This is a genomic window from Martinezella calliandrae (assembly GCF_030272695.1).
Taxonomy (GTDB): domain Bacteria; phylum Pseudomonadota; class Alphaproteobacteria; order Rhizobiales; family Rhizobiaceae; genus Rhizobium; species Rhizobium calliandrae.
On sequence record NZ_JARFYN010000091.1, the window covers coordinates 1 to 15,090 of the forward strand.

11 protein-coding genes and 4 pseudogenes are annotated in these 15,090 nt (G+C 56.0%); 9 read left to right on the forward strand and 6 right to left on the reverse strand.

Annotation, left to right across the window (positions count from 1 at the left end):
* Positions 1–720 precede the first annotated feature (720 nt).
* Positions 721–2,403 carry a molecular chaperone HscC gene (locus PY650_RS34400; protein WP_285884501.1) on the forward strand — a complete coding sequence of 561 codons (1,683 nt, stop codon included), beginning with the start codon at positions 721–723 and terminating at the stop codon, positions 2,401–2,403.
* A gap of 4 nt (positions 2,404–2,407) precedes the next feature.
* A complete protein-coding gene (locus PY650_RS34405) occupies positions 2,408–5,233 on the forward strand; it encodes a hypothetical protein (protein WP_285884502.1) in 2,826 nt (941 codons plus the stop codon).
* 582 nt (positions 5,234–5,815) lie between these two features.
* Here the strand turns inward: PY650_RS34405 and PY650_RS34410 are convergent.
* Positions 5,816–6,178, reverse strand: a complete 363-nt coding sequence (locus PY650_RS34410) for a hypothetical protein (RefSeq protein ID WP_285884503.1) — start codon at positions 6,176–6,178, stop codon at positions 5,816–5,818.
* A 401-nt stretch (positions 6,179–6,579) separates the two neighbouring features.
* On the opposite strand from PY650_RS34410, the gene PY650_RS34415 reads away from it, so the two are divergent.
* On the forward strand, positions 6,580–7,905 hold the full coding sequence (locus PY650_RS34415; protein ID WP_285884504.1) for a hypothetical protein: 1,326 nt from the start codon (positions 6,580–6,582) through the stop codon (positions 7,903–7,905).
* A 72-nt stretch (positions 7,906–7,977) separates the two neighbouring features.
* Here the strand turns inward: PY650_RS34415 and PY650_RS34420 are convergent, their stop codons facing one another.
* Complete coding sequence (locus PY650_RS34420) at positions 7,978–8,163, reverse strand: hypothetical protein (protein ID WP_285884506.1); 186 nt, start codon at positions 8,161–8,163, stop codon at positions 7,978–7,980.
* Between the two features lie 449 nt (positions 8,164–8,612).
* Between PY650_RS34420 and PY650_RS34425 the strand changes: the two genes are divergently transcribed.
* Both PY650_RS34425 and PY650_RS34430 read left to right on the forward strand, forming a co-directional pair.
* A complete protein-coding gene (locus PY650_RS34425) occupies positions 8,613–9,419 on the forward strand; it encodes an ABC transporter permease (RefSeq protein ID WP_285884507.1) in 807 nt (268 codons plus the stop codon).
* A gap of 32 nt (positions 9,420–9,451) precedes the next feature.
* Entirely contained in the window at positions 9,452–10,198 is a 747-nt protein-coding gene (locus PY650_RS34430) for an ABC transporter ATP-binding protein (protein WP_285884508.1), read from the forward strand.
* Positions 10,199–10,595: 397 nt separating this feature from the next.
* Here PY650_RS34430 and PY650_RS34435 read toward each other — a convergent pair.
* Positions 10,596–10,688: pseudogene (locus PY650_RS34435) on the reverse strand (transposase domain-containing protein); the annotation flags it as partial.
* A gap of 198 nt (positions 10,689–10,886) precedes the next feature.
* On the opposite strand from PY650_RS34435, the gene PY650_RS34440 reads away from it, so the two are divergent.
* The gene (locus tag PY650_RS34440) at positions 10,887–11,087 is read left to right on the forward strand and encodes a hypothetical protein (protein ID WP_285884512.1); all 201 of its coding nucleotides are present in this window, start codon (positions 10,887–10,889) and stop codon (positions 11,085–11,087) included.
* Positions 11,088–11,121: 34 nt separating this feature from the next.
* Here the strand turns inward: PY650_RS34440 and PY650_RS34445 are convergent.
* Together PY650_RS34445 and PY650_RS34450 are read right to left on the reverse strand one after the other, a co-directional pair.
* Positions 11,122–11,295, reverse strand: a pseudogene (locus PY650_RS34445) (transposase); the annotation flags it as partial.
* Between the two features lie 23 nt (positions 11,296–11,318).
* Positions 11,319–11,444, reverse strand: coding sequence for a hypothetical protein (locus tag PY650_RS34450; protein WP_285884513.1), 126 nt, complete (start codon positions 11,442–11,444; stop codon positions 11,319–11,321).
* Between the two features lie 138 nt (positions 11,445–11,582).
* Between PY650_RS34450 and tnpA the strand changes: the two genes are divergently transcribed.
* From tnpA to tnpC, 3 genes and pseudogenes are all read left to right on the forward strand, one after another.
* A complete protein-coding gene (gene tnpA, locus PY650_RS34455; protein WP_285884509.1) occupies positions 11,583–11,930 on the forward strand; it encodes an IS66-like element accessory protein TnpA in 348 nt (115 codons plus the stop codon).
* Positions 11,927–12,274, forward strand: coding sequence for an IS66 family insertion sequence element accessory protein TnpB (tnpB, locus tag PY650_RS34460; protein ID WP_285884510.1), 348 nt, complete (start codon positions 11,927–11,929; stop codon positions 12,272–12,274). The genes tnpA and tnpB overlap by 4 nt, the downstream gene beginning before the upstream one ends.
* Positions 12,275–12,352: 78 nt before the next feature.
* Positions 12,353–13,801: pseudogene (gene tnpC, locus PY650_RS34465) on the forward strand (IS66 family transposase); the annotation flags it as partial.
* 12 nt (positions 13,802–13,813) lie between these two features.
* On the opposite strand, the pseudogene PY650_RS37570 reads toward tnpC, so the two are convergent.
* A pseudogene (locus PY650_RS37570) lies at positions 13,814–14,965 on the reverse strand (recombinase zinc beta ribbon domain-containing protein); the annotation flags it as partial.
* Between the last annotated feature and the right edge of the window lie 125 nt (positions 14,966–15,090).

Here is a 15,090-nt window from a genome sequence, read left to right on the forward strand (position 1 = left end):
GGCATTGTCGATCGTGCTCGAAGCGCCGAACGTTCGCGGGATTACGAATTGAAACGCAGCCTCAGCAAAGGATTGGGTTTGGAATTGTGAAGAGCGTTCTACCACGTCAGCGCGCGTGGGCCTGACAAGTACAGATCGGGTGGTTACCGGCTGACCGCCGCGGGGGCCGACGAGCAGTTCCTGGCGCCTCCCCGGGCGGTGCCATAGAAGCTGGTGAGCGCATCCAGTCTCAAGCGGCACGCACGAAACCCTTACTCGCCGACATCAGTGGCGGCTGTAGTCCTCTTTCACCCTGCCCTCCACGAGTTCCCCTGCGGTTAGCGCCTCAGTGACCTTGCCGTGATCCATGATAGCGACGCGGTCACACATGAGGGTGACAACACCGAGATCGTGACAGCCATAGCCGTAGGTCAGACCGCGCTCCTAGCATACCTGTTCAAGTAGTTTCAGCAGCTCGGCTAACACTGAGGCGTCGAGTGCCGAAATTGCGTCTTCAAGGAGCAGGTGCGGCCGCCACAGCGACCAGCCCGACTACCACGAGAATAAGGCGTGACCCGAAAATCGGTCGCGAAATTTTATCGCGGCCCTGGTCGCTGGTTCCAAGCAGATAGACCTCGCTCGAGTCAATTTGGCGGTTGCAACTGCACAGTCGTTTTACACCTGTTTGCTATCCAACAGTGATCGCTCCCTCAATCTTTTCCACTTGCACGCGAGGTATTGATGGCAATTGTCGGCATTGATCTCGGCACTTCCAATTCGTTGGTGGCAGTTTGGTCCGAAAATAAGGCATGTCTGATTACCAATGCGCTTGGTGAAGCTTTGACACCATCAGCCGTCAGCGTGGCCGAAGACGGTGTGATCTTAGTCGGCCGCGCTGCCGCCGATCGCCTGATCACGCATCCAGACCGTTCTGTTACCTCTTTCAAGCGCTGGATGGGTAGCGCCAAAGGTGTCCAGTTGGCTGGAAAGACTTGGCGCGCCGAGGAGCTATCGGCGCTCGTATTGAAGTCGCTCAAGAATGACGTTGAAAGCGAGCTCGGCGAGGTCATCGCCGAAGCCGTCATTTCTGTACCGGCCTATTTCAACGATCCGCAACGCAAGGCCACGCTCCATGCGGCACAACTGGCCGGCTTGAAGGTCGAGCGATTGATTAATGAGCCTACTGCCGCCGCGTTAGCACATGGGTTGGAAGCGGCCGGTGACGGACGTTTCCTCATCCTCGATCTCGGCGGAGGAACCTTCGATGTGTCACTTCTGCATAAATATGAGAATGTCATGGAAATTCGAGCGTCAGCGGGCGATTCCCTGTTAGGAGGCAACGATTTTCGCGATTTGATTGTGAAATTGTTGCTCAAGCGACATGAACTCGACGAGGAAAGGCTCGAGCCATCTGAGCATGCCCGACTGTCGCGCGAAGCTGAAGCCCTCAAGTTTGCTCTATCGGAATGGCCTGAGGCAACTTACGAATTCACGCTCGGTCGCGCGACCTGCGCCGGTGAGTTGACGCGAGCTGCCTTCGAGGAAGCCTCCGCTCCACTCATCAGACGGATGCGCGCGCCAATCGAAAGCGCCATCCGTGACGCCCGCGTCGACCCCACCAAGATAGATCAGATCGTGCTGGTGGGCGGCGCGACCCGAATGCCGCTTGTCCGCAGCCTGGTCACGAGGCTGTTTGGCCGCTTTCCTTTGGCGCATCCGAGACCTGATCATGCCATTGCGCTCGGCGCCGCAGTTCAGGCCGGCTTGAAGCACCGCCGAGGTGCCCTCGACGAAGTCATCATGACCGATGTTTGCCCCTTCACCTTAGGCACCTCCGTCATGGATCGCCGAGCGCCTGACGGTGCTATCCTCTCACCAATCATTGACCGAAATGCGGTGGTGCCGATCAGCAGGGAAAATAGCTACCGTACGATTGCGAACGGCCAGACCCGTGTCGATATCGATGTCCTGCAGGGGGAACACATGCGTCCGTCGCAGAATGTCCGGATTGGAACAGTCAGTGTTCCGGTTCCAGCAGGACCGGCTGGAAGAGAATCGGTTGGCGTGCGCTTCACCTACGATATCAATGGCGCGCTGGAAGTCGAGGTGAAGGTCACATCAACCGGCTTCCTGGAACGGAAAGTCTTTCGCAATCAGTCGAACTTGAGTGACGAGGAGCTCGACAAAAGCTTCGCGACGCTCGCCTCAATAAAATTGGCACCACGCAATCAGCAGGGAAACCGTTCCTTGATCGCCAGGGCAGAACGGCTTTTCGCGGAATCCCTGCGATCTGACCGCGAGCATATCGCTCAGCTACTTCTGCAATTCGAGGCGGCGCTAAATGACCAGACCAACCACGATCTGGACGGTTTGCGCCGCAGATTTAGCGAAACATTGAATCAATTCGAACGCACCACTCTGTAATCACATGCTCGAAACTTGCTGGACGCTGCTTCAAATCGCCCCGACGCACGACGAAGATGATATCCGACGGGCCTACGCAAGGCGGCTTCGCCACTTTCGCCCGGACGAGGATCCGCAAGGGTTTCAGAGGCTCGTGGGTGCCAGAGATGCGGCCTTGGCTTGGGCGAACGCGCAGACAGCAAACCAGATATTGCTGCACACCATCAATGATCAGGATGGCTTGCGCGAAGAGATCGATGCGTCGGATATAAATCTGATTGACGCCACACGTGCGCCTCTGGGTTCGCCTGCCGAAAATGAGAACGCTCGACCGCCTGCTAACAGTACCCCACCAGCGAACTCGAACGAATCTGGCCCCTCCCGCAAGCTATCCATTGATCCAGCACACCAACCGGAAACGATTGGGCGGGAACATGACGAATTGGTCTTCGACCGCTTGAACGATATCATCGCGCAAGGAAAGCAGCGCTCCTGGAGCGTCGATCCGGCCGCGCAAGAGATCCAGCCTTGGGTGGCACTGTTCGATTTGGCGGCTGCGAACTTGAGCCTGCTACATCACGAAGCGTTCCTGGAAGCGGTTGGTCAATACGTGGCGTCGATGCTTCCCGGTTCCGCGCTTCAAAGCCACGACACCGTACACGAGTTCGCGCAAGGGCACAGTTTTGCTGCCGTCGTCGAAACGGTCGAGGAACAATGCCGATTTGCTGAACGTCCCGCTAAGCTCGTCCATCTTTGCGGCCAACAGGCTGCCATGCTTTATTTCTCGTGGCTGGCACATGCTCAGGTCGCACGCGGTATTCTGCAGCGGCGCGCAGCAGGGCGCGTTGCTTATTTTGACGAAAAAACCGGCCTTCCGAACTTCCCAAACGAAGACCGCACCGTTGCGCTGCAAACAGTCCAGCGCGCAAAATTCTTTAACGAGGCAGTCGAGCACAAGCGCTGGCCGTCCCGGTTCGATTGGAAATCTCTGATCGTTCCGACCACACGATCGGCGTCTGCCGGGTTGTTCTGGCAGAGCGGCATTCTATTTGCGCTCATGAGCCTGATTGCCGCGGGAAGCTTCCTGCCGATCAGCAACATCGTCCCGTGGATCGGTTTGGCGAGTATTGTGGTCTTGCTCGTCACACGCATCATTTTGGCATTTCACATTGATCGGCTCGCGATATTGGCCGCGGTGCAGCGGGTGATCGACGCCGACCGTCGTGGCTTGTGGAACAAAGTTCCAAGATCCGATTACCTACGCAATAGGTGGCGCGATTTTGAGAAGCTCATAAACACCGCTGAAGTCATTTTCTCCGTAATGATGGTGATCGCAGTGCTCACCATGCTCTCGCCCCTCAGGCAAACCAAGATTGATCCGGCAAAACCAGTTGAAGCCGTTGTTTCGGAAGTCATAAGCTCTTCCCTTGAAGCTATGGCAAATGATGATCAGTTGCCCGACAGCCAACTTGTCGACCTGATGAAATTTGTGATTTCCTCAGAGCAGGCTGGTTTTCGCGGTAGCGGGAAAGACGCTGATTTGTTGGTGCGCGATCTTCCAAATCTGCAATGGTTAAACGAGCTGCATGATCGCGCCAACCAGCTCCTCGGCGGGAGCTGGTTCAGGAGATCGGATGGGCTTTCCATGCGCCAATTCATGGCGATGCCTGCTGCGGAACGTGAAAAGAAACTTCATCGCCTCGCTGAGGCATATCGATCAGGATCGCCCCAGCAGCGTATGCAAATTGAGCGCTCGCTTGTTTCCTGGGCGCCGGTGCTGCAGGGTGCTAGTGACCCGCAAACCATATCGGCGATCTGGGCTGCAATTCCACCGCAGACGATTGGCCCAAATCTCGATGCTTTCCCAGAGGCATTTCGCAGACTGCTGCTTGACGGTTTTCTGCGAATAGCAGCATTCGATTCGAAGGCCAATGATGTCCAGCTCATGGTTCAGTTCAATTGGCTACTTACGGCCCCAGACGAAGTGCTTCGCTACATTGGCCCAACCACGCCGCCCGATCCTTATTTAAGTTCGCTTAAGGGAGGCCATGGCGACCAAAATGGGAATGCGACGAACGGCTTGCCTGCCATTTCGATGGATCCGAGCGCAGAGGAAGGTACCGCCGCGGCGCGGTACTTAAGGCAAAATCCTGGACATCCTTCTGCGACCGCATCGCGATTAAACCAGCCAGCCAGCACCGAAGCATCGATTGCGCGACTGGGCTACTTTAACATTATCCGGACGTGCCTTGATTTGACGAAGGCCAAGGATCGAATGCATATGCGCAGCTTTATTGCGCATTCCATTGCAGATCCCCTGCCCGCCGACATATCGACAAATGCCGACCTATGGCGGACCTTTGGGCAGCGTGCACTTGCAGAACCAATGTGCTCTCGAAAGGTACTTGCGAATGGCATGGGAGGCAAAGAAACTGACGATCTGTTCAAAGCGCCAAGGGAACAACTCTCTGAGCTAGTCAACGCGGATCTCAGTCTGAGTGAACGAGACTTTATTGAGGATTTTCTCGAGTTCATGCCGGAAGACAAAAGCGTCTTTGCTTACACGGGAGCTCGGCTCGCATCACTTGCCCACGGTCTTCTCGGCAAATGGTACTTCCGTAACAAAGACTACTATAGCGCTGTTCTCGAATTTGATCAGGCACTTGGCGGCTACGCGCAATGTAGTGAATTTCGCATGCGTCGCGGCCAGGCACTCGAAGCGTTAGGTGATCACAAGCGCGGCCGGGCTGACCTGCAGCTTATAGCGCAACCATCAACGACATGGTGCTCAGCCGATCCCAAGACCGCCCAGGAGTTCCAACTTGCAATCAAGGCTCAGCTGGCAAAGTAAAGCAAATCCGTCGCGAATCTCAGATTGAATGGAGAGCGGCCGCGATCTCAGGGAATATCCCCATTTGAACGCAAAGCTGTCCGCAATCGGTCGCGATGGATAAGGTAGTATGCTCGCCCCCTTCCAAAGACGACGCTCCAGCAACTGCACGACGGGCGATGGGTTGCGCAGCCTTTGAGGTGACCGTTTCCGATAGCGAGGCGACATAGTAAGCGTCCGATTAGACGGTTTACGGTCTATTCCTCTTCACGCCAAGCATGGGCGACAAGAGCACCAACGGCACCGACGAACATGAGAAACAACCCATACACGAGAAACTTGACGCTCACATCCAGCGAATCGCAGACAAACAAAAATGTAGATGCAACCAATACTAATATAATGATATACTTCATAAAATTATTCCCCAACTTCCGCTTCATAACGTTGGGGCTGTACACGTGCAAGGCGAACATAGCGTCAAAGTGCTTTAGTCCTCTAACTATTCACGATTGTATGTTGCGCGGTAGCAACAGCCATTGATTAGCCACCGGCTAATCTACTAGTTGTCTGCCGTTCCAGGGATGGCCGACTTCTGCGGCCTTAGCTTGCCGTCGCCACCTGTAAATCAGACCTGTAGCAACGCTTGGTGTTGAAGAGCCGACGGAAGTTCGCGATCTGCTGGGCATTGTCCTGACCACTCACGATGTGCCGGACGCCGACCCAATCGGCCAAATCCGGTTCGAAATAATTGGAGAGCTCGTGACCGGTGAAGACGCCGTCGCGCATGCGGATCACGATGATCTTTGCCGCGATATCGCCGTTGAAGGCCAGATCAGGATTGCCGAGGATCTCCACACCAAGGATTTTCGAGAACTTGGAGTAGTCGTCGTTGCCGGTGATCTGAACGAAGCCACGGCCACGATTCCGCCAGCCGTCGTTGCTGGCCTCGTTGCAATTGCCCATGCAGTTGGCGTAGGCCGATTGGCGATCCTCCGGGGCTGCCTGGCATAGGCGGTGGCTTGTGCCGGCGTGTGAAGTACTTCGGGAACGTCTCTCGCAAGCCAAGGGCGCTATAATTCAGGTTCTCATCGATCGGGACAAATGACCCGCCCGTCTCGATTATCGGGGTGGCAAGGGTGTAGGCGACCTGGCACAGATCCTGACGCTCTCCGCATTGCTGCGTGGGTCTGCGACAGTTTCTCTCCCAAAATTGGGTTTTGCACCGCAGCGAAGAATTTCGCTCGCTCCATAATTGTTAATCTTTCTTCGCTCTGTGACTCGTGATAGGTGCCTTACCATCGACAATTGAGCACCAGCTAGGCCATTCACCAGCGATGCGATCATCCCATCAGAGTTCGGATCACATGTTCCCGGCAGCGGTGCTCTATCTACTGTTTCCTGCCGTCATCTTCCTTCTAGGATTCAGTCATTGGCCGACTGTCGTCAGCGGTGCCTGCGGCGCGACGCTTTCAATTGCGCTTCTTGCGCGCAACAGCGGTGACGAAAGCGCCTTCTATGGGAGGGATTGGCTAACCATCCTCGCGATATCGCTTCTGGCCGTTTTTCTATCGGGCATCGCGCCGCCGCTAGGTCAAAACTCGGATTGGCAAAAGCACTACGCTCTGTTCAATCTGCTGGTCGATCAACCGTGGCCACCGAAGGTGCAGCTAGATGATGGCACCTATTCGCTACGCTATCCGCTCGCCTGGTATGTGGTTCCAGCGCTTGTCGGGAAGGCAATTGGCAAGTGGTCCGTTTCCTATGCAAGCTTCGTCTGGACTGCGGCAGGGCTTTTCGTCGCGCTGCGTATCGCCTTTCGCGACGCGAAGAGCTGGAAGGAGCAGTCATCAGCCTGCGCAATCTTCCTACTGTTCAGTGGTGCTGATATCGTCGGATACGCTATCACGCAATACCGGTTCGGCCCCATCTTCCATATCGAATGGTGGGCCGGCTTCGCCGAGAGCCCGGCAAATGTCACCAGCCTTCTGTGGACGCCGCAGCATGCGATCCCGGCATGGATCGGCGCAGCGCTCTTCCTCCGATACCCGAAAAGGTCGGTGCGGAACGGCATGACGATCGCTGCGGCGATCGCCGCCTGGTCGCCGTTCGTGCTGATCGGCATGGCGCCCGTGGTGATCATCGCGCTTACCAAGACTGGCATCAAGCAGGCGCTCACGATCCAGAACGTCGGCGCAGCGATACTGCTATTTATCCCGATTTTCTGGCTCCTGTCGCAGGGAGCCACCAGCCTGCCGATGGCGGCCGGCTGGATAGACCGCTATTTCACCGTTCCAATATTCTTCCTGTTCCTGCTGCTGGAATTCTGGATCCTAGGTGCATGCATCGTTAGGGCAAACCGCTCAGTCGCGGTTCCAGTCGTCACCTGCCTCGTCTTCCTGACGGCGCTGTCGCTTACCCGCGTCGGATTCTACAACGACCTGATGATGCGCGGCGGCATCCCTGCCTTGTCCGTTCTCGCGGTCCATTCGGCCGAGACCATTCTCGGGAAGAGTTGGCGGTGGACATGGCCGTTGGCGGCCTTCCTGATCGTCGGAGCCGTCAACCCGATCGGCGAAATCGTCAGAGGCTTCATCGAGCCACGCATTAAGTCGAATGATACGATTACCATCCAGCAGGCTGCTTTCAATAATCCCGAGCTGTTTCCGCAATATCTGGTGAAGGCGAACTAGCGGGCCAGCCATCCGGCTTGGTTAGCGCGCCGTGGCCTATTGGGCACCCGGCCAGACGACGCCTAATCGGAATCATTTGAGCGCTCGCATGACCGCGGCCGCAAGTTCGGTTGGCGCGGCAGAGCCAATTCTCACCTTCACGCCCGTCGGGAAGTCCAGCAACAAGGCCGGTTCGATCGCATCGCGGCTGGCGGTGTCAACAAGCTTGGCACGCACAAAGGCGGGCTCCGCCTGCTGGACCAAAGCCTGCGTCGCCATGTATCGATCGTGCCAGTCGAAACCTCGAAGCGACGTGCAACTTCGGAAACCACCGCGCCCGCCGCGAAAGCCTATCTGCACGCGATCTTCCACTGACCATCGCCGACGCCGCTCTGGTCCCGTCAGCAAAATTGCATGTCCCATGAATTGCTCAGTGCGCTCTTAAGTCCACTCGTCCGCTTCCCTGATTGAAGACCGAAAACTCCAGCCTACGCTGGTCCAGAAACCTAGGACGGTTCAGAAGCCGGAAAACTCTAGCCTGCGCCGGCCCATTTTTTTTGGGGGGCGGCTCAAAATCCGCCGACGCTCTAATCGCCGTGGATGAAAGTTCCGTGGCAGGTCACCGCGACGATCGTTCCAACGCGCTGTGCGTTGAACCCCGGAGCGAATGCGTCTATAGGCACAGGCAATTGAGCTCGCAATAAGTCCAACGAAAGATAAAATCACAAATGGCCCCATCGAATGTGCAGCGAATAACCGCATGGAAAGACGTTGTCCGATCAGTTATCAACTTCCGATTGGCGGCGCTCCTAGGTTGGCAAGATGTAGCTCAACGCTACCGACGTTCGAGCATCGGCGCATTCTGGTTGACTATCAACATGGGAGTCTTGATCGGCGCCCTCGGATTGGTCTTTGGAACAATTTTCCGATCCCCCATGTCGGAATTCCTGCCATTTATTTGCGTGGGGATTATAATGTGGGGATACTATTCTCAGCTTATAAGCGAGGGCTGCACTAGTTTTATTTCCAACGCCGAAACGATGCTGCAGCTACCGCTGCCTTTCTTTACCTATATATTGCGAACCTGGTGGAGAAACTCGATAATATTGTTCCACAACATGGTCATTTTTCCTATCGTCTTATTAAGTTTTGGAAAGTTTGTTAACTTTGAAGCGCTTCTCGTCATTCCGGCTTTTGTTTTGGTCTCGGCCAATCTGCTATGGATGATGATCATTCTTTCTGTAGTCTGCACGCGATATCGTGATTTGACGCAAATTATTCAAAACATCATGCAAGTAGGACTGTATGTAACACCAATAATGTGGCAGCCGCATCAGTTGCCATCTGATAGATCGGCTTTGGTGCTCGATTTCAATCCGTTCTATCACTTGGTAAGTGTGATACGAGAGCCCCTCCTTGGGGGTACTGGTACGCTTCTCAACTGGGGAGTCGTAGTAGGCATGGCAATCGTTGGCTGGGTAGCAGCACTATTGTTTCTCGATCGCTATCGCGCCCGCGTCACCTATTGGCTCTAGTTTCTATTCTGAATACGTTCTCGAAGGTTAACATGTCGTCGCTGATACTCGAAAATGTCACCGTAGATTTCCCGATTTACAATGCGAAAGGTAGATCGCTGAAGAGTCAGGTCATGAGCTTGGCAACCGGCGGAACGATTGGCTCGAACTCTGACGGAGTTGTCGTTATTCGAGGCTTGGATGATATTAACGTCAACCTCCACGAGGGCGAACGGCTTGGCCTTGTGGGTCATAACGGCTCCGGCAAGACCACACTCTTACGAGTTATGAGTGGTGTATATCATCCCACAGTCGGCAGCATAGCGATTAAGGGCAAATGCACGTCGCTAATCAACATTTCACTGGGAATAGATCCCGAAGCTACTGGGCGAGAAAACATTGGCATTCGCGGAGCGCTATTGGGATTTTCGAGGAAAGAGATGGCCGCGAAACAGGCGGAGATTGAGGAATTCTCCGAATTGGGCAATTTCTTGAGCATGCCTGTGCGAACCTATTCGACCGGCATGCAGCTTCGACTAGCGTTTTCTATCTCGACCGTAATTGAGCCTGAAATACTGATCATGGATGAATGGTTGGCGGCTGGAGACGAGGGTTTCCAAACCAAGGCAAACGAACGTCTTCATCAACTCGTGAACCAAACCAAGATACTGATTATTGCGAGCCATTCGAAAGAGCTGCTGGTTAAGAACTGCTCTCGCATACTCTGGCTTGAACACGGAAAAGTCAAAATGGACGGTGACGCAGAGACCGTCGCAAACGCTTATTTCGGGCATTTATGAAATTCGAAAGCGGCGCGGTCAGTGGATGGGGTAACCCTTCCCGCTTTAGCGGGGGTTTGACTGTGGAATTTACACATTTACACGGCCATTTTCAGTTTCTGGGCGGGCGTGACGCCACCAATGCCGGTGTTGCGGCAGGCACTCATAGCTGCATGTCCAAAGCCACGCTGTGGCGATCTCCTCCACCTCCGTTATGCGAATAAGCAATACATCTACCGACCATCGCCGACGTCGTTCTTGCCCCGCCAGCAAAACTGCCTATACGATGAATGCCCCATGCGCCTTTCCTTTAGTGGTAAGCGCGATTTTCCATGCGCATTGACGGCTGCGTCACGGCTAAATCGCCTTCGCATCGGGAGCGATATGCAGCTCTATTAGGCCGCTGAGGTCCCGCACCGGAGAAGTTGAACGGTAACAGGTCGCCGATATCGGCGTCCTCGTCGCGCTGCGGCAACGCGGTGAGCACGTGGCGCAGCCAGGTGAGTGGGTCGTTAGCGTCCGGTGAGCGGATTTTGCTGAACGAGCCAGTTAGGCGATGTTCTGGCATTAGAACCAGCATTAGTGCTGACATTAATACATTAATACCAGATCTGAGAGGCTGGCATGGCTCGCATGGAGATTATTTCCGGCGTTGAGCGTAGGCGGCGATGGTCGAAAGAGGCTAGGCTGGAGATATTGGCAGAAGCAGATTGGCAAGACCTTCGCGATCCTGGCATCGTTCGTCAACAAATCAATCACCGCTCTGACTGATGACGGCATCGACGAACTGACGCAGATGCTTTCCGCTGCTCGCCGTTCGCCCGAAACCTGGAACGACTTCCTCGACGACTTCGACTTCCTCTCAGATCCAGACGCCATCGCCCGCATCAAAGCGAAATCTCCGCGGTAACAATCGGTCGGTTACGGGCGGTCGCAACGCTTACGATCCATTTCCAAACGAGGTTCGCGTTGACCCCGTGTTCTCGCGCAAGTTTCGATACCGATGCGCCGGGTTCAAGGCAGGCCGCAAGAAGGCGATCTTTCGAACTTTGATCGAAACGGCGTCGCCCATTCCGACCAACCAGCCGCACCGCAAGTTTTTGACCTTCATCCATGATTTGGTGTCGTAACCGACCGATTGTTACCGCGGAGATTTCGCTTTGAAGCGGGCGACCAGTTCCTCCTCGTCGACAAAGCTGTCGAGGAAGTCGTTCCATTCGTCGGTTGAACGGTGAGCGTAGGAGAGCATCTGTTCCAGTTCCTCCATGCCGTCGTCTGTCAGGGCGGTGATGGATTCGTCATCGCCGTTATAGAGTATCCCTCCGGCGTGAACCGCCTTGCGAGTTTTTGTCGATATCGTGATTTTGCGCTCTTGAGAGTGGACTTAAGAGCGCGTTGAGGAACGATGGCACAGGCAATTTTGCTGACGGGTCAAGAACGGCGTCGTCGTTGGTCGGCAGATGATCGGCTGGAGATTCTGGAAGCGGCATTTGGGCCGGGAGCGAACGTCTCGGAGGTGGCGCGTCGCTATGATGTTTCGACGGGGCTGATCTACACGTGGCGCCGTCAAGCGCTGGCAGTTGCGGTGAAGGATAGCCCTGCGTTCGTGCCTGCGACGGTCTCGGGGGCCGCCGGCGGTGGTGATGGCGGCTCTGCGACCATCGTTTTGGACTTTGCAAACGGCACGAAGGTGAAGATTGCGTCTTATGCGCCTTGCGATCTTGCTGCTGCAGTCATACGAGCGCTCAAATGATCCCGATCAGTTCGAGCGTGCGTGTTTGGATTGCGAGCGGCCATTGCGATATGCGCAAGGGGATGCAGGGCCTGGCTCTAATTGTGCAGGAAGGTCTGGGTCGAGACCCGTTCAAGGGCGACGTTTTTATCTTCCGCGGGAAAAATGGTCGGCTGATCAAGGCTATTTGGCATGACGGAGTTGGCCTTTCTCTATACGCAAAGCGGCTCGAGCGCGGCCGTTTCATTTGGCCGGCGACGGAGGGGGGCGCGATTGCGCTGACGGCTGGCCAGATGTCGTATTTGCTTGAGGGAATTGACTGGCGAAACCCGCAGCAGACATGGCGGCCGACGAGCGCGGGATAGTGTATTTTGGGCGGGATTTGCCGCCTGATACGCCAAGAAAATCTATGCAAATCAGTGGTTTTGTGATTCACTTCGAGCATGGAAACCGGCTCGGAAAATCACCGTGATCATGCTGCTGCCCTAGAAGCAGAGCTGGCGATAGCGCGAGCGGAACGGGCTACTGCATTGGCCGAATTGGCCGTTGCCAAGGCCAAGGAGGCCGACGATCAGGCCATCATTCTTCGCCAGAAAGTCTACATCGAAAAGCTGCAACGGGAGCTGCGTGGTCAGAAGTCGGAACGGACGGCGCGGCTGATTGCACAGATGGAGCTGCTGCTTGAGGACGCCGAAGCGACGGCGACCGAAGATGAGCTTGCCGCCGAAATGGCCGTTGCCGCAGCTGCTGCGATTGCGGTCGCAGGATTTACGCGCAAGCGGCCGGTCAAGAAGCCTTTCCCGGAACATCTGCCGCGTGAGCGTTTTGTTGTGCCAGGCCCGGTTGCCTGCAGCTGCTGCGGCAGCGAACGGCTTCGCAAACTCGGCGAAGATATTACCGAAACGATGGAGAGCGTGCCGCGTAGCTGGAAGGTCATTCAGACGGTGCGGGAAAAGTTCACCTGCCGCGACTGTGAGAAGATCAGTCAGGCACCTGCACCCTTTCATGTCATCCCGAGAGGATGGGCTGGCCCGAGCCTTTTGGCGATGATGCTCTGCGACAAGTTCGGCCAGCACATTCCCCTCAATCGCCAGGTCGAACGTTTTGCTCTGGAAGGTGTGCCAATCAGTCTGTCGACAGCAGCAGACGCGATTGGCGCGTGCTGCCAGGTCCTTGACCCGCTGGTGCGGCGGATTGAAAGCCATACGTTCGCGTCTGAACGGATCCACGGTGATGACACGACCGTACCGGTCATGGCTCTCGGCAAGACTGCCACCGGTCGGATATGGAGCTACGTCAAGGACGATGCTCCGTTTGGCGGAACGGCCCCACCGTCGGCGATGTTCTATTATTCCCGGGACCGGGCCGGCGAACATCCACAGGCGCATCTGGCCAATTATAGCGGCATCCTTCAGGCAGATGCGTATACGGGCTATGGCCAGCTCTATCTTCCTGATCGAAGTCCGGGTCCGATTTATGAAGCGGGGTGTTGGGCGCACGCGCGACGACCGTTTTTTGCGCAGGCCGATCTGGAGACCAATGCTCGCCGAAAAGCGCAGGGTAAAAGTGCCGCCGTCATCTCGCCGGTCGCTTTGAACATGGTGCAGCGGATCGACGCGCTATTCGAAATCGAACGCCAGATCAATGGCCGCACTGCGAATGAGCGAAAGGCAAGCCGCCAGCAGTTATCAAAGCCGCTGATCGACGACATGGAAATATGGATACGCGAACAACGCGCCAAGCTATCGCGCGACAGTGACTTAGCAAAGGCGTTTGACTACATGCTGAACCGTTGGGAATCCTTCACTCGTTTCCTCGACGACGGGCGCATCTGCTTGTCGAACAATTGCGCGGAGCGATCGCTGCGCGGTGTGGCGAGACGTGTTTCATTATGCGCTACCTCGTTAAGTGTATGGAAACATTGGAAGCGTGTCCGCTTCAACATCGCGCAACGGGCGACCTTTCCGGGCAATCGCCGTTCTGACCGGCTCGGATGTCAAGTCGATGGCCCGGATTTGATAGGGTGCTCGCGGATCAACCTGAACCGCAGGAAGCACGCCGGTGGAAACAAGTCGTCGTACCATATAGCTTGAGACGCCCAGCGCTTTGGCGACCTCTGCCTGTGTCAGCCATTCGCCATTCTTGTCGGCTGAACGGTAGGCATCGATACCACGCACGTAACGGACAGACCGGACCCGATGGGCTGTCCAGGTCTTTCCCTGGCCGGTGGGAAAGCCCATTCGGTTGAGGGTCGCGGCGATATGCTCGTCGGACCAGCGGCCGGCCATGCTGCGGATGACTTCCAGTGCATCTTCGGCTGTCGCGCTGCCGTGTTCACCGGATTGCGGCTTGTGGACGCGCAGTTCCGAGTGCTGGCCACCCCGCCAATGGATCGTGAGCACGACATCACGAACGGCATCGTCGACATCGACGATGATGTCGGCAACCAGCGTTCGAAGAAGCTGCTGGCGGGCACGCATCGTCACATCAGGAGCATTCCAGGCTGCTGACAGGTTTGCCGCCAGATCGGCGAAAGCACCTGGATCAACCGCAATGGTTGTCGTGTCTTCTTTGGTGGACTGGCGCGTCTCCAGATCATGCACACGGCGCAGCGCGATTTCCCAATTCTTCTCCAATTGTGCGGCAATCAGACGATTGTCGGGATCACATGCCGCGTAACGCCGCTCGGCGAGACCGGCCTCGTAGCGGGCCTGCTGGAGTTCCAGATCAATGATCTGGCGCTGGTCTTTGACTTGTTTCCGGTGCATCTGCTCCGCCTCGATCGCGGCTTCGATCGCCAACGGTTCTACCGCTCGTAACAACTCTCGTGCAACTGCGGCATCAACCTTTTGCGCACCGAAGACCATACAACGTGGTTGCCCCGCCAACTCGCCCTTACAGCATCGGTAAACCGGCAGGCTGGGTTGGCGCCCTCTGTAAAATACACTGAGGCGGTGACCGCAACGGGCGCACGTCAGAAGACTTGACAATAGCGCCTTGCCCCCGCGGCCGGACTTTGCGCCATCCTGGCGCCCGTAGGCATTGAGGGCCAACTGGGGTCAGTTTCTCATTTCGCCCGACACTGAGGTCCCAATGTTCAAGAATACAGACGCTTCGACCGCCATCCAGACCAACCTTGCCGCAATTTTTGTTTCGATGGAACTGTCTCGTTCAACCTGGC